Raw genomic sequence first — 21600 nt, forward strand, 5'->3', positions numbered from 1 at the left:
CATTGATACTCAGTGCCTCAACGCAGGCTGGCGTTGATCTTGTCGAGCGCCGAGGTGCCCGGGCAGAGCTCCGGAGCGTTCAGCGTGTTCAGGGGTACGTCGACCGTGTTCAGGTTGGCGTGCAGGTCGCTCGGGGTCGGATCGACGTAGAGCAGGCCGGTCACGACCTCGCCGGCATGCAGCCCCTCCTGGACGCGCTTGACGGCGGCGACTTTGTCGGACGGATCGTAGTCCTCGCCGAGCTTGCGCAGGCGCAGGATCGAGCCGTCATGCTGCTGCACGGTCTTCGTGGTGCCTGGATCGTAGGAGGTGGTGATCTCCTCTCGGGTCTCGATGAAGTCGATGCGGTTCAGCGCCTCGTTATGCTCGCGCACATAGTCGTAGCTCTTGGTTGAGCCCGAATGGTTGTTGAAGGCGACGCAGGGGCTGATCACGTCCAGGAAGGCCGCGCCCTTGTGCGCCATGGCGGCCTTGATCAGCGGCACGAGCTGATGCTTGTCGCCCGAGAAGGAGCGGCCGACGAAGGTGGCGCCCATGAGGATGGCGAGCGAAACCATGTCGATGGAGGAATCGGGATTGGAAACGCCCTTCTTGCTGATCGAGCCCTTGTCTGCGGTCGCCGAGAACTGACCCTTGGTGAGGCCGTACACGCCGTTGTTCATGACGATGTAGGTCATGTTGACGCCGCGCCGCATGACGTGGGCGAACTGGCCAAGGCCGATCGAGGCCGAATCGCCGTCTCCCGACACGCCCATGTAGATCAGGTCCCGGTTGGCCAGGTTGGCGCCGGTCATCACCGACGGCATGCGGCCGTGGACGGTGTTGAAGCCGTGGCTCGCACCCACGAAGTAGGTCGGCGCCTTGGACGAGCAGCCGATGCCCGAGAGCTTGGCGACCTGGTGAGGCAGGATGTCGAGCTCGTAGCAGGCCTGGATGATCGCGGCACTGATCGAGTCGTGGCCGCAGCCGGCGCACAGCGTCGAGACGGCGCCCTCGTAATCGCGGCGCGTGAAGCCGGCCTTGTTCTTGACCAGCGAGGGATGGTGGAGGCGGGGCTTGGCGATGTAGGTCATGACGCGGCCTTGTCGAACGAGACAACCTTGAACTGACCGAGCTTGGTGGCGATGTCGGTCGCGATGAAGCGCGCCGTGATCGGCGTACCGTCATAGTGCAGGACGGGCACGATCTTGCGCGCGTCGAGCGTGTGTTCGCTGAGCAGCATGGTGCGCAGCTGCGCGTCGCGGTTCTGCTCGACGACGAAGACGCGGTCGTGCTCGTGGATGAAATCCTCGACGCTTTGCGCGAAGGGGAAGGAGCGCACGCGCAGCGCGTTGACGTGATGGCCCTCGGCCTCGAGATGGTCGAGCGCCTCGTCCATCGCCGGGCTGGTCGAGCCGAAATAGATCACGCCGAAGCGGGTCGGCTTGGGTGAGGAATAGCGCAGCGGCTGCGGCGCGATCTTCTTCGCAGTCTCCCACTTCTTCTGCAGCCGCTCCATGTTGCGCACATAGACCGGGCCTTCCTCCGAGTAGCGCGCGAACTCGTCCTTGGTCGTGCCGCGCGTGAAGTAGGAGCCCTTGGTCGGATGCGTGCCCGGATAGGTGCGGAACGGGATGCCGTCGCCGTCGACGTCGAGGTAGCGGCCGAAGGTCTTGCCCGCGTCGAGATCCGCGGCGGTCATCACCTTGCCGCGGTCCAGCACGCGGTTCTCGTCCCAGGCGAACGGCTTGCACAGGCGGTGGTTCATGCCGATGTCGAGATCGGTCATCACGAACACCGGGGTCTGCAGCCGGTCAGCGAGGTCGAGCGCGTCGGCGGTGAACTCGAAGCACTCGCGCGGATCCTCGGGGAACAGCAGCACGTGCTTGGTGTCGCCGTTGGAAGCGTAGGCGCAGCCCAGCAGGTCCGACTGCTGCGTGCGCGTCGGCATGCCGGTCGAAGGGCCGCCGCGCTGCACGTTGACCAGCACCGCCGGGACCTCGGCGAAATAGGCGAGGCCGATGAACTCGGTCATCAGGGAGATGCCCGGGCCGGACGTGGCGGTGAAGGAGCGCGCTCCGTTCCAGGCGGCGCCGATCACCATGCCGATCGAGGCGAGCTCGTCCTCGGCCTGCACGATCGCGTACTTGGCCTTGCCGGTCTCCTTGTCGTGCCGGAACTTCTTGCAATGGCTCTGGAAGGCCTCGGCCAGCGACGAGGACGGCGTGATCGGATACCAGGCACAGACCGTGGCCCCGCCATAGACGGCGCCCAGCGCGGCCGCGCTGTTGCCCTCGACGAAGATGCGGTCGCCGACATTGTCGGCATGCTGCACCTTGAGCTTCACCAGGTCCGGGTCGACATGCTGCTTCACCCAGTCACGGCCGAGATTCATCGCCTTGACGTTGGAGTCGATCAGCTTCTCCTTGCCCTTGAACTGTTCGCTGAACAGCCGCTGGATCTGTTTCTCGTCGATGTCGAGCAGCACCGAAAGGGCGCCGACATAGATGATGTTCTTGAAGAGCTGGCGCTGGCGGGCGTCGGTGTAGGTGGCATTGGTGATCGCCGTCAGCGGTACGCCGATCACGTTGATGTCCTCGCGGAACATCGACGACGGCATCGGCTTGGTCGAATCGTAGAACAGGTAGCCGCCGGGCGTGATCTCCTTCACGTCCTCGGCCCAGGTCTGCGGGTTCATGGCGACCATCATGTCGACGCCGCCGCGCCGGCCGAGATAACCCTTCTCGGTAACGCGCACCTCGTACCAGGTCGGCAGGCCCTGGATGTTCGAGGGGAAGATGTTGCGCGGGCTGACGGGCACGCCCATGCGCAGGATCGACCGGGCGAAGAGTTCGTTGGCCGAGGCCGATCCGGATCCGTTGACGTTCGCGAACTTGACGACGAAGTCGTTAACGGCGGCTATTGCTTGTGGCATGCGTGTCCCGCGTGAGTCATTTCAGTGTAGTACTTGCGCATGTCCCATGCGCCGGTCGGGCAGCGTTCGGCGCACAGCCCGCAATGCAGGCAGACATCCTCGTCCTTGACCATGACCCTCTGGGTCTTGAGGCCGGCGCCGATATAGAGGTCCTGCGTCGGGTTCATCGCCGGCGCCGTCAGATGCAGGCGCAGCTCCTTCTCCTCGGCGTTCTCGGTGAAGGTGATGCAGTCCATCGGGCAGATGTCGACGCAGGCGTCGCACTCGATGCAGAGCTGCCCGCTGAACACCGTCTGGACGTCGCAGTTCAGGCAGCGCTGCGCCTCCTTGAAGGCGAGCTGCGGATCGAAGCCCAGCTCGACCTCGGCCATGATGTCCTTCAGCGCCTCCTGCTTGGGGCGATGCGGGACCTTGAAGCGATGGTCGATCGTGGGTGCGTTGTCGTAGCTCCACTCGTGGATGCCCATCTTCTGGCTGGCGACGTTGACGCCGGGCGCGGGGCGCTCCTCGGGGTTCTCGCCGATCAGCATCTTGTGGATGGAGATCGCCGCCTCATGGCCGTGCGCGGCCGCCCAGATGATGTTCTTCGGGCCGAACGCCGCGTCGCCGCCGAAGAACACCTTCGGATGCGTGCTGGCGAAGGTCTTCTCGTTGAGCTGGGGCAGGCCCCACTTGTCGAACGCGATGCCGGCGTCTTCCTCGATCCACGGGAAGGCGTTCTCCTGGCCGATCGCCACCAGCACGTCGTCGCACTCGTGGAACTCGTCGGGCTCGCCCGACGGGACCAGCGAGCGGCGGCCCTTGTCGTCGTACTTCGCGACCACCTTCTCGAACAGCACGCCCTGGATCTTGCCGCCCTCGTGGCGGACTTCCTTCGGCACGAGCATGTTGAGGATGGGAATGTCCTCGCCGATCGCGTCTTCCTTCTCCCACGGCGACGCCTTCATCTCGTCGAAGCCGGAGCGGACGATCACCTTCACGTCCTCACCGCCGAGGCGGCGGGCGGTGCGGCAGCAGTCCATCGCCGTGTTGCCGCCGCCCAGCACGATCACGCGCTTGCCGACCTTGTCGATGTGGCCGAACGAGACCGACGACAGCCAGTCGAGGCCGATATGGATGTTGGCGGCGGCTTCCTTGCGGCCGGGTACATCGAGATCGCGGCCGCGTGGCGCGCCGGAGCCGACGAACACCGCGTCGTAGCCCTCGGCGAGCACGGCCTTCAGCGAATCGACACGCTGATGGCGGAACTCGACGTTGCCGATGCCGGTGATGTAGCCGACTTCCTCGTCGATCACCGACTCCGGCAGGCGGAAGTGCGGGATCTGCGTGCGAATGAAGCCGCCGAGCTTGGGATCCTGGTCGTAGATGACGATCTCGTAGCCCAGCACCGCGAGGTCGCGCGCCACGGTGAGCGAGGAGGGGCCGCCACCGATGCAGGCCACGCGCCTGCCGTTCTTCTCCGGCGCCTTCGGCATCTTGGAATTGATGTCTTCGTCGTCTTTATAGTCGGCGGCGACGCGCTTCAGGCGGCAGATCGCGACCGGTTCCTTCTTGCCCTTCACCAGGTTCTCGTCCTCGACGCGGCTGCGGCGGCAGGCCGGCTCGCACGGACGGTCGCAGGTGCGGCCGAGGATTCCGGGGAACACGTTGGACTTCCAGTTGATCATGTAGGCGTCGGAATAACGTCCGTGCGCGATCAAGCGGATGTACTCGGGGACAGGCGTATGGGCAGGACATGCCCACTGGCAATCGACGACCTTATGGAAGTAGTCGGGATTGGCGATATCAGTCGGCTTCACACAAAACTCCAAGCGGCGGCGGGGAGCAGCGACACACTCCGGTAAACGACGATTTAGATTACCCCAAACAGGGGGCGCATTGGGGGATTATTACCATTCAGCGTCAAGCAATCTTCTTTGCTAACCATTTGCAATGGTGTGCAAATTCCCTCACAGCACACAGGGCTTTTAGCGGGCCGGGCGATAGGCGCTGGGTGAAACTCCCGACGCTCTGCGAAACATGGCGCTGAAGGCGCTCACGCTGTCATAGCCCAGGTCGAGCGCGACGTCGGTGACGGCCTGGCCGCCGCCCAGCCGGCCCATGGCCTCCAGCACGCGCGCCTGCTGACGCCACGCGCCAAACGTCAGGCCGGTTTCAGTCATGAACAATCGGGCGAGAGTGCGCGGGCTGGCATTGGCCCAGCCGGCCCATCCTTCCAGCGTGCGCGGGTCGCCCGGATTCGCGAGCAGGGCGGAGCACAGCCGTTGCAGTCGCTTGTCGCGCGGCATCGGCAGGTGGAGCGGCAGCGAAGGCTCGTGATGCAGTTCGTCGAGGATCAGCGCCACGACATGACCCGCGGCACCGCGCTCGTCGTAGTGCACCGGCAGCTCGGTCGCCCGCACGATCAGCTCGCGCAGCAGCGGGGAAATGTGCAGTACGCGACAGACCTCGGGCATGCCGGCCGCCGCGTCCTGGCGCAGATAGAGCGTGCGCATCGTCACGTCGCCGGACATCACGATGGAATGGCGGACGCCCGGCGGCATCCACAAAGCCCGCTGCGGCGGCACCACCCAGACGGCGTGTTCCGTGGAAATCCGCATCGTGCCGGCCGTCGCATAGATGAGCTGGGCGCGGCGATGGCGATGCGGCGAGATCTCGAACCCGTCGGCGAAGTCCTTGGGCATGGCCGCGACGGCCCGCGGCACCCGCTGGTAGTCCTCGGGGTTCGTCGAGCGCAGGACGGCTTGGCGGTTTTGCGACATTGGTTGGCATTCTAGCGCGAGACAGACAGGCCGGTCACGCCTACTCTGGCCGCCCTGGAGGAACCAACAAGATGAGCCACGGCAGTCCCACCTCTATCCTGCTCAACATCGGCCATGCCATGGATCACTGGATCCTGGTGGTCTTCGCCTATTCCTGGGGCGTCATCGCCGGGGTGTGGGGCGTCGAGTGGACCGAACTCACGCCGTTCAACTACGGCGCGCTCTTCATGTTCGGCGCCGGCTCGATCGTGAGCGGCCGCCTTGGCGACCACTGGGGCCGCTGGATCATGATGGTGATCTTCTTCGTCGGCATGGGCATTTCGGCGCTGATCATCGCGCTCTGTACCAACAAGTGGCAGATCGGTGCGGCGTTGACCCTCATGGGTGCCTTCGCCTCGATCTATCACCCGGTCGGCATCCCCATGCTGGTCCAGAAGGCCAAGAATCCCGGCTTCACGATCGGCGTGAACGGCCTGGCGGGCAACATGGGCATCGCGATCGCCGCCGGCCTCTCCGTCTACATCGCGCAACGCTTCGGCTGGCAGGCGGCCTTCATCATCCCCGGCGCCATCTGCCTGGTCTGCGCCGTCGCCTTCGTGGCCCTGGTGCCGCGCGAGGAAATGGCGCCGGCCAAGCGCAAGGCCAAGATGCTCGACCTGCCGCCGTCGGTCATGGCGCGCGTGTTCGCCATCATGACCTTCACCGCGGTGACCGGCAGCATCATCTTCAACTTCACGACCAACGGAAACGGCGAGCTGCTGGCCAACCGCGCCAGGAGCATCGCGCAGGATCCGGCGATGCTGGCCACGATGCTGTTCATCATCTTCTCGCTCGCCTCACTCGCTCAGCTTGTGGTCGGCAAGCTGATCGATCGTTATCCGCTGAAGAACATCTACCTGCCGATCGTGCTGCTGCAGGTGCCGCTGTTCCTGATCGCCTCGCAGGTCGAGGGCTGGGCGCTGTTCCTCACGGCCATCGCCTTCATGCTGCTGGTGTTCGGCGCCATTCCGTTCACCGACGCCATGATCGTGCGCTACATCGACGACCGCATGCGCAGCAGGGTCACCGGCGTTCGCCTGGCGATCGGCTTCGGCGTCAGCTCCTTCGTCGTGGCGCTGATCGGTCCGGCGGTGAGGGACGCGGGCTTCCCCGTGCTGCTGTCGGTGCTGGCGGGAGTGGCTTTCTGTTCGTTCCTGGCCTTGTCGATGCTGCCCAGCGAAAAGGACGTGCACGCCATCGCGGCGGCGCCCAAGCCGGCCGAATAGAACCTCTTCCTGCAAGACGACGGCCGCGCCCGCATTGCGCGGCCGGCGCGCGTTTGCGATCCTGCGCCCAAACCAAACATCTGAGGGCAGGATCATGATCAAGAGACGTGGCGTACTGGCGGGAGCCGCCGGCTGGACGATCGTCGGAACTTCATCGGTGCGGGCGCAGGCCTGGCCCAGCCAACCGATCCGGCTGGTGGTGCCTTACGTTGCCGGTGGTTCGACAGACACGGCCGCCCGCATTGTCGCCGAGAAGCTGTCGGGCATGCTCGGGCAGCAGGTGATCGTCGAAAACAAGGGCGGCGGCAACACCATCATCGGCATGGACTTGGTGGCCAAGGCCAAGCCGGACGGCAACACGCTGCTGCTGGGCGCCGCGACGATGGCGACCAATGTCGCCCTCGGCCTGAAGCAGCCGTTCGATCCGCTCAAGGATTTTCAGATGATCTCGACCCTGGTCGACATCCCCGATCTCCTGGCGATCGACGGCAAGGCGTTGCCGGCAAAGAACTACGCGGAGTTCGCCGGATGGGTGAACAAGCAGCCGCAGCGGGTGCGCTACGCCACGTCGGGCATGGGTAACCAGCCTCACCTCTGGGGTGAACTCTTCCGCACCCGCAACAAGCTCAATCTCGAGAGCGTCAGCTACAAGGGCGCGGCCGATGCATTGCGCGACGTCATGGGCGGCCACCTGCCGATCATGATCGACGTCGTGCTGCCGACCGGCACGCACGTGGCCGCGGGCCGCCTGACCGGCATCGCCGTCGCGTCGCCTGAGCGCTCCACCGTCTGTCCCGACGTTCCGACCGTGGCCGAACTCGGCATGAAGGACCTGGAAAGCGCGGCCTTCTTCGGGCTCGTGGGTCCTGCGGGATTGCCGGCGCCGATCGTCGAGAAGCTGAACGCGCTGTGTCTCGACACGCTCAAGGATCCGGCGGTCAAGAAGCGGTTCGCCGAGCTGGGTTTCTTCACGACGGGCAGCACGCCGCAGGCCTATCTCGATCGCGTGAGATCCGAGACCGAGCGCTGGAGCAAGGTCGTCAAGGAAAACAACATCAAGGTCGAGGGCTGACAGTCATGGCGTCCGCGTCGTCCGTTCCGGTTCCTTCCTCCCATCTCGACGCCGCGCGCGACGCCGAACCTGCAACCAAAGCCGCCAATGCGGCCATGGCGGCGAAACTTCCCTTCGCCGACACGGCCGACTTCGCAGCCGCGAAGCGCGGCCTGGTCGCGACCGTACCCGAGGGGATCGTGCGCACCGGTGGAGGCACGGTGCTCTGGAACCTGGGCGAATACGCCTTCATCGAAGGCGAGCTGGCGCCGGACACGGTCAATCCCAGCTTGTGGCGGATCGCGCGCCTCAATCTCGCCAACGGTCTGTTCAAGGTCACGGACCGGCTCTACCAGCTGCGCGGCTTCGACATCGCCAACATGACGGTGATCGAGGGCGACAGCGGCCTGATCCTGATCGACCCGCTGACCACCGCCGAGGTTTCGCGCGCCGCACTGGATCTCTACTACGCGCACCGGCCCCGCAAGCCGGTGGTCACCGTGATCTACACCCACAGCCATGTCGACCATTACGGCGGCGTGCGCGGGGTGGTCGACGAGGCCGACGTGAAGGCAGGGAAGGTGCGGGTGATCGCGCCGGCCGGCTTCATGGAGGCGGTGTCGGGTGAGAACGTGCTGGCCGGCCCGCCGATGGCCCGTCGCGCTCAGTTCCAGTTCGGCACCATGCTGCCGCGCGGTCCGCGCGGCCAGGTCGATGCCGGCCTCGGCAAGAGCGTCGCGCGCGGCACACCCGGGCTGATCGCGCCGACTCAGTCGATCGTGAAGCCGGTCGAGACGCATGTGATCGACGGGGTCGAGATCGTGTTCCAGCTGGCGCCGGAGACCGAGGCGCCAGCCGAGATGCACATGTTCTATCCGCAGTTCGGCGTGCTCAACATGGCGGAGAACGCCTGTCCGCTGCTGCACAACTTCATCCCGCTGCGTGGCGCCGTGGCGCGCGATCCGCGCATCTGGGCGAAGTACATTGGCGATGCCATCGCGATGTACGGACCGAAGACGATGGTGCTGATCGGCCAGCACCACTGGCCGACCTGGGGCAACAGCAAGATCATCGACTACCTCGAGGCGCAGCGCGATCTCTACAAGCACATTCACGACCAGACCCTGCGCTACATGAACCGCGGCTGGCGGCCGGCCGAGATCGCCGAGGCGATCGACCTGCCGCCCGGACTCGCCGAGCGCTGGACCGTCCGCGGCTATTACGGGTCGGTCAGCCACAATGTGAAGGCCGTCTATCAGCGCTATCTGTCCTGGTACGACGCCAATCCCTGCAACCTGCACCCGCTGCCGCCGGCCCCGGCGGCGCGAAAGTTCGTCGAATACATGGGCGGCGCGGCGGCGGTGATCGAGCGCGCGCGGGCAGACTTCGCCAGGGGCGAATACCGCTGGGTGGCGCAGGTCATGAAGGAGGTCGTCTACGCCGAGCCGGACAACAAGGAGGCCTGCGCACTGTGCGCCGATGCGCTGGAGCAGATGGGCTACCAGGCCGAGTCCGCCACGTGGCGCAACGCCTTCCTCTACGGCGCGCAGGAACTGCGCCATGGCGTCTTCCAGATGCCGGTGCGGCCCGGCATGGGAGCCGACACGCTGGCCGGGCTGACCAGCGACGTCTTCTTCGACCTCATGGCGATCCGCCTCGATGCAAAGAAGGCGGCAGGGCAGTCGCTGGTCGTCAACTGGCGCTTCACCGATCGCAGCGAGACGCTGGTGCTCACCTTGAAGCACAGCACGCTCACGCATCGCATGGGTGAGGTCGCGGCCAACGCCGACGTATCGGTGACGACGACGCGCGCCACGATGGACCATATCGTGATGCGCAAGCTCACCATTCCCGACGCGCTGGCGAGCGGTGCGTTGAAGCTCGAAGGCGAGATCCCGAAGCTCGGTGCGCTGTTTGCAATGATGGACCCGCCGGCGGGAATGATGTTCGAGATCCTCACGCCAGGAGAGGGACGCTAGCGCGAAACGCTTGACAGAACCTCCCGTGTTCCCTGTGATGGGGACAACGAATATCAAAAGTCTATGGGAGGAGTTCATGCTCATGCGTAGGGCTGTCCGCATTCTGGGTGGGGCGCTTGCCGCCGTGACGGCGTTGGGCATGGCGGTCTCCGCCCAGGCCCAGGAAAAGAAAATCAAGATCGGCGTCATCTACGACCTGACCGGCCCGCTGGCCGGCGGCGGCTCGGAGCTGAACTACACCGGCGCCAAGATCATGATCGACAACTTCATCAAGCAGGGTGGAGTCGAGGGCTACAAGATCGAAGCGATCTACGCCGACGCGCAGAGCAAGCCGGACGTCGCCATCAACGAAGCCGTTCGCCTGATCGAGCAGGAGAAGGTCAACCTCGTGATGGGGTTCTTTTCCTCGGCGCAATGCGTGCCCGTCGCGGCGCGCGTCGAGCAGCTAAAGAGCTTCATGTGGATCACGACCTGCATTTCGACGGGTGTGGTCGAGAACAAGAACCTGAAGTACGTGTTCCGCCCGCAGGCGAGTGGCCAGCAGTTCGGCCTCATGGCCGCCGACATGATCGAGAAGAACGCAAAGGCGAAGTTCGGCAAGGAGCCGAAGGACATGCGCGTGGCGATCATCCACGAGGACGGCTCGTACGGCGTCGACGTGGCCAAGGGCAACGAAGCGGGGTCCAAGAAGGCCGGCTTCAACATCGTGATGAAGGAAGGCTATTCCGCGACGGCGCCCGACCTGTCGTCGCTGGTGACCAAGCTGAAGCGGGCCCGTCCCGACGTGATCTTCCATACCGGCTACAACCCCGACATCACGCTGTTCGCCCGCCAGGCACGCGAGCAGGGACTGAAGTTCGGTGCGCTGGTCGGCCATGGCGCGGGCTACGGCGTCTACGAGAAGCTCAAGGACGGCATGGGCAACGATGTGAACTATGTGTTCAATATCGATCCGATCTCGATCTGGCTGGCCAACCAGGCGACGCTCGATCCCAAGCTGCCGCCGATGATCAAGATGGTCGGGGAGGAATTCGACAAGATCAAGCCGGGCGTCGCGATCCGTTCGGCGCATGTGGGTATCGCCGCTTCCAACGCCTACGTGTTCTTCTCCGAGGTGTTGCCGCGCGCCATCAAGAAGTATGGCGGCGTCGATCCCGACGCGCTGCGCAAGGCGGCTCTCGAGGTCGACCTGCCGGAGGGCGGCACGATGCTGGGCTTCGGCGTGAAGTTCGCGGGCGAGGGCTCGCCGATCGCCGGACAGAACGAGCGCTCCTTCCCCGTCATCATCCAGTATGTCGACGACAAGTCGTACGTGGTGTGGCCGAAGAGCCAGCAGCAGCGCGAGCCGGTGCTGCCCCTGCCCAAGACCTCGGGATTCAGCAACCAGTAGGCCGCGGCCGCAAAGAACGAGGGCACGCCGTGTTGGTCGTCGAGGGTTTGGTAAAGCGTTTCGGCGGGTTCACGGCCGTAAACAACGTATCGTTCAAGGTCGATCAGGGCGAGATTCTCGGCCTGATCGGCCCCAACGGCTCGGGCAAGAGCACGATCTTCAATATGCTGTCGGGAACGTTCGCGCCGACTTCCGGGTCGATCCGGTTCGACGGCCGGGAAATCGCGGGCCTGCCGTCGCATCGCATCATCAACAGCGGCGTCGGGCGAACCTTCCAGATTCCGCGGCCCTTTCGCCGCCTGAGCATCTTCGAGAACGTGGTGCTGGCCGGCTATTACGGGCAGGGCCGCCACAGCCTGATACGGGCGGAGGAGGCGGCCGAGCGCGCACTCGCCATGGTCGGCCTGCCGACCGATCGCGGTGCCAACGTCGACGGGCTGGGGGCGGCAGGCCTCAAGAAACTGGAACTGGCCAAGGCGATCGCGACGGGGCCGAAGCTGCTGCTGGCCGACGAGAGCCTCGGCGGCCTCGACGAGACCGAGATGGACCAGGCCGCCGACATGCTGCGCAAGATCCGCAGCGAACTCGGCATCACCATCATCTGGGTCGAGCACATCATGGGCGTGCTGATGAAGGTCGTGGACCGCGTCATGGTGCTCGACCACGGCGAAAAGATCTCCGAGGGCCTGCCGAGCGCGGTGTCGCACGATCCCCGTGTGATCGAGGTCTATCTCGGTACCGATGCCCACGCCACGCAGGCCACCGCCGCCGCCGCCGCCGCGGCGGGCGGCAGCCCGGCCACCCGCTGACGGGGGGGGCGCACAATGCTCGAACTCAGATCGATCGACGCCGGCTACGGCAGGTTCCAGGCGCTGTTCGGCATCGACCTCGACGTCAAGGCCGGCGAGGCGGTGGGTGTCATCGGCCCCAACGGCGCCGGCAAGACCACGCTGATGCGCGTCATCTCCGGCCTGATCCGCCCGACAAAGGGCTCGATCCGCATGCAGGACACCGACGTGCTCGCGACCCCGGCGCATCGCATCGTGAGCCTCGGCATCGCCCATGTGCCGGAGAACCGGCGGCTGTTCCCGCGGCTCAGTGTCGAGGACAACCTGCGGATGGGCGCCTTCATGCCGGAGGCGCGGGCGCGCTATCGCGAGCGCATGGACTTCGTCTTCGACCTGTTTCCACGCATGAAGGAGCGGCGCCACCAGCTGGCCGGGACCATGTCGGGCGGCGAGCAGCAGATGTGCGCCATCGGGCGCGCGCTGATGAGCGATCCCAAGCTGCTGCTGCTTGACGAGCCGTCGGCCGGCCTAGCGCCCGTCGTGGTGCAGCAGGTGTTCGAGCTGGTGAAGCGCATCCGGGCCGGCGGCCTCACGGTGCTCATCGTCGAGCAGAACGTGCAGCAGGTGCTGCAGGTCGTCGATCGCGCCTACCTGCTGGAGGCCGGTTCGATCCGGGCCTCCGGCGCGTCGGCCGATCTGCTGGCCGACGATTCCATCCGGCAGGCGTATCTCGGCGTTTAGGTGAAACGATGATGGAAATTTTCGACATCTACCTGCTCGAGGCGCTGGTCAACGGCATCCTGCTGGGCGGCGTGCTGGCGCTGCTCGCGCTCGGCCTCAACCTGATCTTCGGCGTCATCGACGTGACGTGGATCTGCTACGCCGAGCTGGTGATGATCGGCATGTACGGCATGTACTACCTGTTTTCGGTGTACGGCCTGCCCTACTGGGTCGCCGCGCCGATCTGCATCCTGCTGGTCGCGGCCCTGGGTGCCGCCCTGCACTTCCTGGTGATCTCGCCGCTCTTGGGCGCGCCGCCGATCAACCAGCTGCTGGCTACAGGCGGTGTCCTGTTCGTGCTGCAGAGCTTCGCCACGGTGGCCTTCGGCATCGACTTCCGCAATCTCGGCATCCGTCTGCCGGTGCTGGCGCTGGGCGAGATGCATTTCAGCTACGCCCGCCTGCTGGCCTTCATCGCCGCGCTGATCGGCATGGTCGCGGTCTATCTCTTCATGACGCGCACCTACACCGGCACAGCCATCCGCGCCATTGCCCAGGACCGCCAGATCATGGCGCTGATGGGCGTCGACACGAAGAAGATCTACCTCGTCACGTCGGCGCTCGGCGGCGGACTGGCCGGGCTCGCGGCCTGCCTGCTGGTACTGCAGTACGACGTCCATCCCTTCGTCGGGCTGTCGTTCGGCCCGATCACCTTCCTGATCTGCGTACTGGGCGGATTGGGCAACTTCGTGGGCGGCTTCGTGGCGGCCTTCCTGTTCGCCGAGATCATCTCGCTCGGCGGCCTCTTCTCCGACCTCGAATGGGGTTACGTGCTGGCCTTCGCCTTCTTCATCGTCATGATGTTCATCCGGCCCGCGGGCCTCCTGGCGAAGCGCTCATGAACAAGCAGCTCGCCTGGGGCATCGGCCTGGCCGCGCTGGTCGCGCTGCCCTTCGTCTACCGCGACCCCTACCATCTGCACATACTGGTGCTGATCCTCATCTGGTCCTTCGCCTACACGTCGTGGTCGATGATGGGGCGCTTCGGACTTGTGTCGCTGGGCCATGGCGGCTTCATGGGCGTCGGCGCCTACGTGACGGCGCTGCTGTGGAACCATCTCGGGATCTCGCCCTGGATCGGCATTCCGGCGGCCATGCTCTGCGCCGGGGCGCTGGCGCTGGTTGTGGCCTATCCCTGCTTCCGCTTCCGCATCACCGGCCACTATTTTGCGCTGGTGACGCTCGCGCTGTCGGGCATCGTCCTGCAGATCATCATCGCGACCCGCGACTATACCGGCGGCTCGCTCGGCTACACGCCCGAGCGCACCAAGGGCAGCCATCTCCTGGCCCTGCAATTCGACGACAAGGTCGTCTGGTACCTGATTGCGCTCGGCGTGTGGGCCGGCGGCCTGGCGGTCTGGTACTGGATCGACCGCAGCATGAGCCGCTACGCGATGGAAGCGATCTCCGAGGATGAGGACGCGGCGGCGGCGGCGGGCGTCAACGTGACGGCCGAGAAGCTGCGCATCACCGTGATCAGCGCCGTCATGACGGCGATGGCGGGAGCCCTGTACGGCCAGTACCAGATGTTCATTTCGCCCGATACGGTGAGCGGCATAGCGGTCTCCCTGCAGATGGTGTTCGCGGCCGTGGTGGGCGGCATCTACGTGGCCCTCGGGCCCACCGTGGGCGCCATCATCACCATCCTGCTGGCCGAGGTCCTGCGCATCGGCTTCGGGACCAAGGCCGTCGGCTGGGACAATCTGGTCTACGGCGTCCTGCTGGTCCTGTTCATCATCTTCCTCCCCAAGGGCATCCTGGGAAGCCTGCTCGCCCGGCTGAAGTCGTCCGGCAAGCCTCAGCCCTGATCCCGGTCGGCGCGCAGCGATAGCGCGGCGATCTCCAGCGGCGCGTCGCGGCCGCGGATCGTGAGTGTCGGCAGCGGCTCGACCTGCAGATCATGCGGAAGGTGGGACTGCTCCAGCAATTCGGCAGAGACGAGCACGTCGCGACCGAGAGTCTTGGACGATTCGAGCAGTCGCGCCGCCACGTTCAGCGTGTCTCCGACATAGGCGATCTCTCTGCGCACGTCGCCGATTTCGCCGGCGACGATCTCTCCGCAATGCAGTGCCGCGCGAAACTCGGGGACGGCACCGAATCGGTCGCGGTAGCGCGCAGCGTTGCGGGCGATGTTCCGGCGGGCGAGGAACGCGCAGCCGAGGCAGTCGCCTCCACTGAGCGCGAGACCCTCCGGCCAAGTCAGGATCACCTCGTCTCCCACGTATTTGTGGATTTCCGCATCGCACTCCAGCGCGGCGTCGGCGATGTCACGGAAGAAGGCATTGAGCAACTCGTGGAACTGGATCGCGCCAAGCTTCTCCGCGAGCCCGGTCGAATCCTTCATGTCGATCAGCAGAAACGCTCTTTGCTCGCTTCGGGGCCGGGCATAGCGCCCGAGCAGCAGGTTCTTCAGGGTGCCGAAACCCAGCAGGCGGCCCGTCTCGATGATGAGGTTGCCGACCACCGACATGCCGACGGAGAAGAGAACGGAATTCCGGAAGATCGGATCGAAGATGACGAACTGCCGGGTTCCGATCGACATCAGCAGGCGCGAAAGGACCAGGCCGACGAGGATGACGACGCAATAGAACACGACCTTGACGAGGAAGTAGCTGGCGAGAGGCAGCCGGCGCATCCAGACAAGCGAATTGATGCGCGCGCGCCGCACTTCGAAGAAGGCGACCGGCGTGGCGATCAGCAGGGACGTGAGGATGCCCTGCACGGCGCCCCACAGTGGCGCCTGGTCGGCCGGAGCCACCGCGTAGCCGAAATAGCCGCTGATCACGGCGCTGGTCAGGCAGATCCAGAGGATGATCCGCCATTCGCGCCGGTTGCGCCTCGACATCGTCATGCGAGGCCGTTGCCCGACCGGTCCAGCGCCCGCTTGAACGTGGCGTGATCGACATTGCCGCCCGAGCAGACGACGGCCACGGTGCGTCCCTGCACGGGCAGTTTGCCGGTGAGGGCAGCGGCCAGCGCCACGGCGCCCCCCGGTTCGACCACCAGCTTGAACTCGCGGAAGGCCAGTTCCATCGCGTCAAGCACTTCTTCGTCCGTGACGACCAGGCCCGGCCCCAACACCTGCTGCGCCAGCGGGAAGGTGACGTCGCCCGGCGTCGGCGCCAGAAGCGCATCGCAGATCGAGCCGGAGAGCTTCTCGTTCTTCTGCTTGGTACCCGACGCGAGGGAGCGGGCGAGATCGTCGAAGCCGGCGGGCTCGCCGGCATGCACCGTGGTCGTCGGATTGATGCCCTTGACACCCAGCGCCACGCCGGTCGCCAGGCCGCCGCCGGAGCAGGGCGCGGCGACCGCATCGAGGGTCACGCCCAGAGCCTTCGCCTGCTCGGCGATCTCGAGGCCGGCGGTGCCCTGGCCGGTCAGGATCCAGGGATGATCGTAGGGCGGCACGATGGTGGCTCCGGTCCTGGCGGCGATGCCCTGGCCGATCTCCTCGCGGCTGTCCTTCACGCGGTCGTAGAGCACGACCTCCGCACCGCTGGCCCGCGTGTTGGCGACCTTGAGTGCCGGCGCATCGGCCGGCATCACGATGGTGGCCTTGGTGCCGAGCAGGCGGGCCGCCTCGGCCAGGCCCTGCGCATGATTGCCCGATGACCAGCCGACCACGCCCTTGGCGCGGTCGGCCGCGGCCATCGAGGCAAGGAAATTGTAGGCGCCGCGCAGCTTGAACGAGCCGGTACGTTGCAGGCACTCGGCCTTCAGGAACAGGCGGCCACCGAGCTGCCGATTGACCCTCTCGTTCTCGAGCAGCGGTGTGCGGATCGTTACGCCCTCCAGGCGGCGGGCAGCGGCCTGGACGTCCGCGAATGTGGGAGTAGCAAAAGTCGGAAGCGAACTCATCGTGGAACACCAATCAGGTCGGGTAGGTCGGAAAGATCGCGGATTCTGGCCGAGAGTGTGCCGGGGAGGTTGTCGTCCGGCGCGCCGGTGCGGTTCACCCAGACCGTGCGGAAGCCGAACTGCGCGGCACCGTGCGCGTCCCAGCAGTTCGACGAGAGGAAACACACCTTGTCGGGCGTCACGCCGCATCGCGCCTCGACCAGGCGATAGACGCGTGGATCGGGCTTGAAGACGCCCGCTTCGTCGACGCTCAGCACCGCCTCGAAATGGTTGGCGAGACCCGATGCCGTCACCATCGGATCGAGCATGCCGGGATTGCCATTGGACAGGATGGCGGTCCGCATGCCGGCGCGCGACAGGCAGGCCAGCATGCCCGGTGCCTCGGGAAACGGATCGAGGGCCATGTAGGCGCCCATCAGTCGCTCTCGCGCGGCGGGATCGGCGATGCGATGGGCCGCCAGACAATGGTCGAGGGCTTCACCCGTCACCTGCCAGAACGGCGCGTAGGCGCCCATGGCGTTGCGCAGCCACGTATACTGGATCTGCTTGGTACGCCACAGCTCGGACAGGGCATCCGCCGCGGGTCCGAGCGTCCGGCGATGGCGCGCTACCGCCGAATTGAAGTCGAACAGCGTACCGTAGGCGTCGAAGACGCACATCTCGACGCCTGGCAGGATGACGGCCATTCAATTGCTCCGCAGCGGCCCAGACCGTAGGCTAACAAGCATGTTCATCGCCATCGTTCAAATCCCCATGTCGAAGCGTCCACGGGACGCTGCCGTCGAAGCTGCCACCAAATCGGCGCCGACCTATACCGCGCTCGGCGCGAAGGGCCTCCTGAAGAAATATTATCTCAACGGCGAGGCGGGCGGCGGCGGCGTCTATCTCTGGGCCTCGGAGGCGGCGGCTCGAGCCTGGTACACGCCGGAGTGGGAAGCGCGCATGGAAGCAGCCTTCGGCGCCCGGCCGGTCGTCACCTACTATGACAATCACGTCGTGGTGGACAACGAAGCGGGCCAGGTCCGCGTCGACAATTCTTGAGGACGCAGCCGAGGGTGCGCGCTCCGATTACATGACGGGAAGGAAAACAATGCAGAAGCGCAAGCTTGGCCGGACCGGCCTCGAGGTTTCGGTGCTGGGCTACGGAGCCGGCGCCGTCGGCGGATTGTTCACGAGGGGCGCCGCGCAGGACCAGGAACGCGCCGTCGCGCGTGCGATCGAGGCTGGCATCAACTACTTCGACACGGCCGCCCGCTATGGCGACGGCGAGTCGGAGCGCAATCTCGGCCGCGTCCTGAAGGCGCTGAAGGCCGACGTCGTGGTCGGCACCAAGTTCCGCCTGACCGCCGCAGACCGCGCCGACGTGGCGGGCCTCGTCATCCGGTCGACCGAGGAGAGCCTGAAGCGGATGGGCCGGGATCATGTCGATCTGCTGCAGCTCCACAATCCGCTGGCAGCCACGGACGGCGGGGACAATCTGGATGTCGAGATCGCCCTGAACGAGGTGGTGCCGGCGCTCGAGAAGCTGCGGAAGGAGGGTAAGACCCGTTTCATCGGCTTCAGCGGCGTGGGCGAGCCCGCCGCGCTGCTGAAGGCCGTCGATTCAAAGCTCTTCGACACGGTGCAGGTCGTCTACAACGCCCTGAACCCCAGTGCCGGCGGGCCGATGCCCAAGGGCGTCCCCGGCCTCGACTATGGCCGCCTGCTCGACCGGGCGCAGGCCGCCGGCATGGGCACGATCGTCATCCGCGCATTGGCGGGCGGAGCCCTCGCCGGCACGACCGACCGCCATCCGCTGGCCCAACAACAGGTCCCGCCGATCGGCTCGGCCCCGGACTTCGCGGGCGACGTCGAGCGCGCCAAGCAACTGGAGCCCCTGGTTGAGGAAGCAGGTGCCGCCAGCCTCACCGAACTGGGCGAGCGCTTCGTGATCTCGCATCCGAACGTCTCGACGATGCTGGTCGGCTACTCGACGCTGCAGCACCTCGAGGAAGCAATCTCCGCGGTGAACAAGGGCCCGCTGCCGGCGGCGGCCGTGCAGCGGATCGGCGGCTAGCACAAGATCTGACGGAAGCATCGGCGATGGCGAAGCGTGCGACCCAACCTCGTTTCGACGTCGCAGTCTTGCGCGAACAGGCCGGCCCCAAGGTGTTCGCGCGGGGCGAGGAATATCAGCGCGACGGCCAGGTCGATCTCCTGTCCGTGGAGCGGGACCGGGTGCTCGCCCGGGTCCTAGGTTCGGAAGACTACCGCACCGTGCTGACGGGGCGGGGAAAGAAGATCCGTGGCGAATGCTCGTGCCCGGCCTTCCGCGATTGGGGCTTCTGCAAGCACATGGTGGCGACCGGCCTTGCTGCCAACGAGGTCGCCGACGACGGCGGGGAGGGCGGACCTTCGGTCCTCGACCGCATCCGCGCTCATCTGAAACAGAAGGGCGTCGATGCCCTGGTCGAGATGGTCGTCGAGATCGCCGAGCGCGACACGGCTCTCTTCCGAAAGCTCGATATCGCCGCCACAGCCTCTTCCACCCGCGACGTCAAGCGTCTGGAAAAGGAGCTGCGTCGGGCGATCGATGTCGCTACCCGCACGGGAGGCTCCGTCGGCTACGACGGAGCCCACGACTGGGCCGACAATGTCGATGCCGCTCTCGATGCCGTGTCTCAACTTGTCCAGGGACGGCATGCCGCTCTGGCCATGAAGCTCGTCCTGCACACCATCGACCGCATCGAAGATGCGGTCGACGACATCGGCGATTCCGACGGCGAAGGACATGCTCTGCTGGAGCAGGCCGGCGACATCCATCTCGCCGCGTGTCTGGCGGCGAAGCCCGACCCTGTCATGCTCGCGCGTGATCTCTTCCCGCGCCAAATCTATGGCCAGTACGATACTTTCTATCGGGCCGTGGTGCGGTACGACGAGGCGTTGGGCGAAGCGGGGCTCGCCGAATATCGACGCCTTGCCGTCGAAGCCTGGGAAAAGCTGCCGCCGCCGACGCGAAAGCCCGAGAAGAACGAGAACGACGCTTCCGTCCTTATCGACATCCTCGACTTCTTCGCCGAGCGCGATGGCGATGTCGAGGCGCGCATCGCGTTGCGATCCCGGAACCTGTCGACGTCATCCGACTATCTGACGTTGGCGAAGTTCTGCCTCGCCGAGGGCCGCAAGGAAGAGGCGTTGCGGCACGCGGAGGAGGGGCTGTGGATGTTCGAGGACGAGCGGCCGGATGGAAGGCTGGTGCTCTTCGTCGTCGACCTCCTGGCAAAGGCCGGGCGGAAGGAAGATGCCGCCTCAACTCTGTGGAAAGCCTTCGAAAAGGCTCCAAGCCTGGATCTCTATCGGCAGCTTCGAAAGCTGGGCGGGAAGGCTGCAGGCGAACGCGCGTTGACATACATGGAGGCGAAGGCAGCGGCCAGCCGACCCATGACCGGGGATATGGCCGTCAGCACGTTCATCCTAATCCTCATGGAAGAGAAGATGTACGATGCGGCGTGGACCGCCCTGCGTGGTCACCCTGAGATGGGGCCGTATCTCACGGGGCCGCTGGCCGAGGCGAGTGAGAAGACTCATCCGCAGGAGGTGCTCGCGGCCCATGCCCGGAATGTCGAATTCCACATCAGCACTGGCGGCCGCACGGGCGCCAAAGAGGCTTGCCGGCTGATCGCCCGCATGGCGCGATTGCGCGATCCGGCTGCCCAGGCTCAATATATCGCGACGCTCAAGCAGCGTCACAGGCTCAAGCGCAGCTTCATGGAGTTTCTGGGGTGAAGCCATGCGTCGGTCCGAGATAGAGCGACAGAATCAGTATCTAATTCGCCAACAGCGGGAATTCCGCATGGCTGCCGATGTGGTGGCGGACGCATTCGCCGCGTTTCCGGAGGTGCAGGCCGTGGCCGTCATCGGCTCCGTCGCCAAGCGCCTGTGGAAGGAGGTGCCACGCTTTTCGGAGTACCGCCGCGCGCGCATCGAAGTCTGGCACGAATGTAGTGATCTCGATCTGGCGGTCTGGCTTCACTCCCAGGACCGCCTGGAGGAGATGCGCCGAGCCCTGGCGCGATCTCTGACCACCGCCTTTGAGGCGGGCACGGGAATCAGCACGCCCAGCAACCGTGTCGACGTGTTTCTGTTCGAGCCGGGCAGCGACCGCTATCTCGGCCGGCTCTGCCGCTACAGTACGTGCCCCAAGGGCAAGCTCGACTGCCTCGTTCCTGGCTGCGGGACGATCCCTTTCAACAAGGTCATCGACGGTTTCAGGCCGTACGCTGATATCGTCGCCTCGGCAGCCGACACCATGCTCTACGAACGCGGCAGAGGACGGCTACGCTCGGCCCTCGATCTGCCGTCCGTGGACGACTGAACTCAGCGCGCCAGCGCGTCGCGCGTCCAACGCTCGATGGCACTGGCGTCCATGGCGCCGGATTGGCGGGCGATCGGCTTGCCATGGTGAAACAGGATCATCGTCGGAATCCCCTGGATGCCGAACCGTTGCGCGAGTTCCTGCTCCTCGTCCGTGTTGATCTTGGCCAGCCGCACGGCGGGTTCCAGCCGGGCTGCCGCGCGCTCGAATTGCGGCGCCATGGCCTTGCAGGGGCCGCACCAGGGGGCCCAGAAGTCCACCAGCACCGGGAGGTCGCTCTTGCCGGCATGGGCTTCGAAGCTGCGACCGTCGAGGGCGACGGGATGGCCGTCGAACAGCGGCGAGCCGCACTGGCCGCACTTGCCCTTGTTGCCCGCAGCCAGTCTCTCCCGCGGGAAGCGGTTCAGGGTGTTGCAGCGCGGACAGGCGAGGAGCAGGGCATCGGTCATGGCGTACCTCG

General features: G+C 65.7%; 20 protein-coding genes. 12 read left to right on the forward strand and 8 right to left on the reverse strand.

The window, feature by feature from the left end:
- Nucleotides 1-17: 17 nt before the first annotated feature.
- The 4 genes from EPO41_RS19145 to EPO41_RS19160 all read right to left on the reverse strand — a co-directional run bounded on the left by EPO41_RS19145 (nt 18) and on the right by EPO41_RS19160 (nt 5676).
- The gene (locus EPO41_RS19145) at nt 18-1073 is read right to left on the reverse strand and encodes a 2-oxoacid:ferredoxin oxidoreductase subunit beta (RefSeq protein ID WP_296328264.1); all 1056 of its coding nucleotides are present in this window, start codon (nt 1071-1073) and stop codon (nt 18-20) included.
- A complete protein-coding gene (locus tag EPO41_RS19150; protein WP_296328266.1) occupies nt 1070-2914 on the reverse strand; it encodes a 2-oxoacid:acceptor oxidoreductase subunit alpha in 1845 nt (614 codons plus the stop codon). Before EPO41_RS19150 ends, EPO41_RS19145 begins: the two co-directional genes overlap by 4 nt.
- Nucleotides 2899-4713, reverse strand: coding sequence for an FAD-dependent oxidoreductase (locus EPO41_RS19155; protein ID WP_296328267.1), 1815 nt, complete (start codon nt 4711-4713; stop codon nt 2899-2901). Before EPO41_RS19155 ends, EPO41_RS19150 begins: the two co-directional genes overlap by 16 nt.
- 168 nt (nt 4714-4881) lie before the next feature.
- Entirely contained in the window at nt 4882-5676 is a 795-nt protein-coding gene (locus EPO41_RS19160; protein ID WP_296328270.1) for a helix-turn-helix transcriptional regulator, read from the reverse strand.
- Between the two features lie 71 nt (nt 5677-5747).
- On the opposite strand from EPO41_RS19160, the gene EPO41_RS19165 reads away from it, so the two are divergent.
- The 8 genes from EPO41_RS19165 to EPO41_RS19200 all read left to right on the forward strand — a co-directional run bounded on the left by EPO41_RS19165 (nt 5748) and on the right by EPO41_RS19200 (nt 14736).
- Nucleotides 5748-6941: an MFS transporter gene (locus tag EPO41_RS19165; protein WP_296328272.1), complete on the forward strand. Its 1194-nt coding sequence runs from the start codon at nt 5748-5750 to the stop codon at nt 6939-6941.
- Nucleotides 6942-7035: 94 nt separating this feature from the next.
- The gene (locus tag EPO41_RS19170; RefSeq protein ID WP_296328274.1) at nt 7036-8013 is read left to right on the forward strand and encodes a tripartite tricarboxylate transporter substrate binding protein; all 978 of its coding nucleotides are present in this window, start codon (nt 7036-7038) and stop codon (nt 8011-8013) included.
- Nucleotides 8014-8108: 95 nt separating this feature from the next.
- Complete coding sequence (locus EPO41_RS19175; RefSeq protein WP_296328276.1) at nt 8109-9971, forward strand: alkyl sulfatase dimerization domain-containing protein; 1863 nt, start codon at nt 8109-8111, stop codon at nt 9969-9971.
- Nucleotides 9972-10047: 76 nt separating this feature from the next.
- Nucleotides 10048-11361 (forward strand): ABC transporter substrate-binding protein, encoded by a 1314-nt coding sequence (locus EPO41_RS19180; protein WP_363247145.1) that lies wholly within the window; start codon nt 10048-10050, stop codon nt 11359-11361.
- A gap of 29 nt (nt 11362-11390) precedes the next feature.
- Nucleotides 11391-12170: an ABC transporter ATP-binding protein gene (locus tag EPO41_RS19185; protein ID WP_296328279.1), complete on the forward strand. Its 780-nt coding sequence runs from the start codon at nt 11391-11393 to the stop codon at nt 12168-12170.
- Nucleotides 12171-12185: 15 nt separating this feature from the next.
- Nucleotides 12186-12890 (forward strand): ABC transporter ATP-binding protein, encoded by a 705-nt coding sequence (locus EPO41_RS19190; protein WP_296328283.1) that lies wholly within the window; start codon nt 12186-12188, stop codon nt 12888-12890.
- A gap of 8 nt (nt 12891-12898) precedes the next feature.
- Entirely contained in the window at nt 12899-13771 is an 873-nt protein-coding gene (locus tag EPO41_RS19195; RefSeq protein WP_296328285.1) for a branched-chain amino acid ABC transporter permease, read from the forward strand.
- Complete coding sequence (locus EPO41_RS19200) at nt 13768-14736, forward strand: branched-chain amino acid ABC transporter permease (protein WP_296328286.1); 969 nt, start codon at nt 13768-13770, stop codon at nt 14734-14736. Before EPO41_RS19195 ends, EPO41_RS19200 begins: the two co-directional genes overlap by 4 nt.
- Here the strand turns inward: EPO41_RS19200 and EPO41_RS19205 are convergent.
- The 3 genes from EPO41_RS19205 to EPO41_RS19215 are packed head-to-tail and all read right to left on the reverse strand — an operon-like array spanning nt 14727 to nt 17472.
- The gene (locus tag EPO41_RS19205) at nt 14727-15779 is read right to left on the reverse strand and encodes an adenylate/guanylate cyclase domain-containing protein (protein ID WP_296328288.1); all 1053 of its coding nucleotides are present in this window, start codon (nt 15777-15779) and stop codon (nt 14727-14729) included. The two genes, EPO41_RS19200 and EPO41_RS19205, sit on opposite strands and share 10 nt — an antisense overlap.
- Complete coding sequence (locus tag EPO41_RS19210) at nt 15776-16786, reverse strand: threonine/serine dehydratase (RefSeq protein WP_296328290.1); 1011 nt, start codon at nt 16784-16786, stop codon at nt 15776-15778. The genes EPO41_RS19205 and EPO41_RS19210 overlap by 4 nt, the downstream gene beginning before the upstream one ends.
- Nucleotides 16783-17472, reverse strand: a complete 690-nt coding sequence (locus tag EPO41_RS19215) for a haloacid dehalogenase type II (RefSeq protein WP_296328292.1) — start codon at nt 17470-17472, stop codon at nt 16783-16785. The genes EPO41_RS19210 and EPO41_RS19215 overlap by 4 nt, the downstream gene beginning before the upstream one ends.
- 40 nt (nt 17473-17512) lie before the next feature.
- On the opposite strand from EPO41_RS19215, the gene EPO41_RS19220 reads away from it, so the two are divergent.
- The 4 genes from EPO41_RS19220 (at nt 17513) to EPO41_RS19235 (ending at nt 21140) form a co-directional block, all read left to right on the forward strand.
- Nucleotides 17513-17827, forward strand: coding sequence for a monooxygenase (locus tag EPO41_RS19220; RefSeq protein ID WP_296328295.1), 315 nt, complete (start codon nt 17513-17515; stop codon nt 17825-17827).
- Between the two features lie 49 nt (nt 17828-17876).
- Nucleotides 17877-18842, forward strand: a complete 966-nt coding sequence (locus EPO41_RS19225; protein ID WP_296328297.1) for an aldo/keto reductase — start codon at nt 17877-17879, stop codon at nt 18840-18842.
- Between the two features lie 278 nt (nt 18843-19120).
- Complete coding sequence (locus EPO41_RS19230; protein WP_363247199.1) at nt 19121-20551, forward strand: DUF6880 family protein; 1431 nt, start codon at nt 19121-19123, stop codon at nt 20549-20551.
- Between the two features lie 4 nt (nt 20552-20555).
- Complete coding sequence (locus tag EPO41_RS19235; protein WP_363247150.1) at nt 20556-21140, forward strand: hypothetical protein; 585 nt, start codon at nt 20556-20558, stop codon at nt 21138-21140.
- 2 nt (nt 21141-21142) lie between these two features.
- On the opposite strand, the gene trxC is transcribed toward EPO41_RS19235, so the two are convergent.
- A complete protein-coding gene (gene trxC, locus EPO41_RS19240; protein ID WP_296328304.1) occupies nt 21143-21589 on the reverse strand; it encodes a thioredoxin TrxC in 447 nt (148 codons plus the stop codon).
- Nucleotides 21590-21600: the final 11 nt, after the last annotated feature.

The sequence above is a fragment of the Reyranella sp. genome (assembly GCF_004297265.1).
Taxonomy (GTDB): Bacteria; Pseudomonadota; Alphaproteobacteria; order Reyranellales; family Reyranellaceae; genus Reyranella.

Excerpts from the sequence above, each read along its gene's own strand:
- EPO41_RS19145 (WP_296328264.1), bottom strand. The coding sequence starts at position 1,073 with ATGACCTACATCGCCAAGCCCCGCCTCCACCATCCCTCGCTGGTCAAG.
- EPO41_RS19150 (WP_296328266.1), bottom strand. The coding sequence starts at position 2,914 with ATGCCACAAGCAATAGCCGCCGTTAACGACTTCGTCGTCAAGTTCGCG.
- EPO41_RS19160 (WP_296328270.1), bottom strand. The coding sequence starts at position 5,676 with ATGTCGCAAAACCGCCAAGCCGTCCTGCGCTCGACGAACCCCGAGGAC.
- EPO41_RS19165 (WP_296328272.1), top strand. The coding sequence starts at position 5,748 with ATGAGCCACGGCAGTCCCACCTCTATCCTGCTCAACATCGGCCATGCC.
- EPO41_RS19170 (WP_296328274.1), top strand. The coding sequence starts at position 7,036 with ATGATCAAGAGACGTGGCGTACTGGCGGGAGCCGCCGGCTGGACGATC.
- EPO41_RS19175 (WP_296328276.1), top strand. The coding sequence starts at position 8,109 with ATGGCGGCGAAACTTCCCTTCGCCGACACGGCCGACTTCGCAGCCGCG.
- EPO41_RS19180 (WP_363247145.1), top strand. The coding sequence starts at position 10,048 with ATGCTCATGCGTAGGGCTGTCCGCATTCTGGGTGGGGCGCTTGCCGCC.
- EPO41_RS19190 (WP_296328283.1), top strand. The coding sequence starts at position 12,186 with ATGCTCGAACTCAGATCGATCGACGCCGGCTACGGCAGGTTCCAGGCG.
- EPO41_RS19195 (WP_296328285.1), top strand. The coding sequence starts at position 12,899 with ATGATGGAAATTTTCGACATCTACCTGCTCGAGGCGCTGGTCAACGGC.
- EPO41_RS19200 (WP_296328286.1), top strand. The coding sequence starts at position 13,768 with ATGAACAAGCAGCTCGCCTGGGGCATCGGCCTGGCCGCGCTGGTCGCG.
- EPO41_RS19205 (WP_296328288.1), bottom strand. The coding sequence starts at position 15,779 with ATGACGATGTCGAGGCGCAACCGGCGCGAATGGCGGATCATCCTCTGG.
- EPO41_RS19210 (WP_296328290.1), bottom strand. The coding sequence starts at position 16,786 with ATGAGTTCGCTTCCGACTTTTGCTACTCCCACATTCGCGGACGTCCAG.
- EPO41_RS19215 (WP_296328292.1), bottom strand. The coding sequence starts at position 17,472 with ATGGCCGTCATCCTGCCAGGCGTCGAGATGTGCGTCTTCGACGCCTAC.
- EPO41_RS19220 (WP_296328295.1), top strand. The coding sequence starts at position 17,513 with ATGTTCATCGCCATCGTTCAAATCCCCATGTCGAAGCGTCCACGGGAC.
- EPO41_RS19225 (WP_296328297.1), top strand. The coding sequence starts at position 17,877 with ATGCAGAAGCGCAAGCTTGGCCGGACCGGCCTCGAGGTTTCGGTGCTG.
- EPO41_RS19230 (WP_363247199.1), top strand. The coding sequence starts at position 19,121 with ATGGTGGCGACCGGCCTTGCTGCCAACGAGGTCGCCGACGACGGCGGG.
- EPO41_RS19235 (WP_363247150.1), top strand. The coding sequence starts at position 20,556 with ATGCGTCGGTCCGAGATAGAGCGACAGAATCAGTATCTAATTCGCCAA.
- trxC (WP_296328304.1), bottom strand. The coding sequence starts at position 21,589 with ATGACCGATGCCCTGCTCCTCGCCTGTCCGCGCTGCAACACCCTGAAC.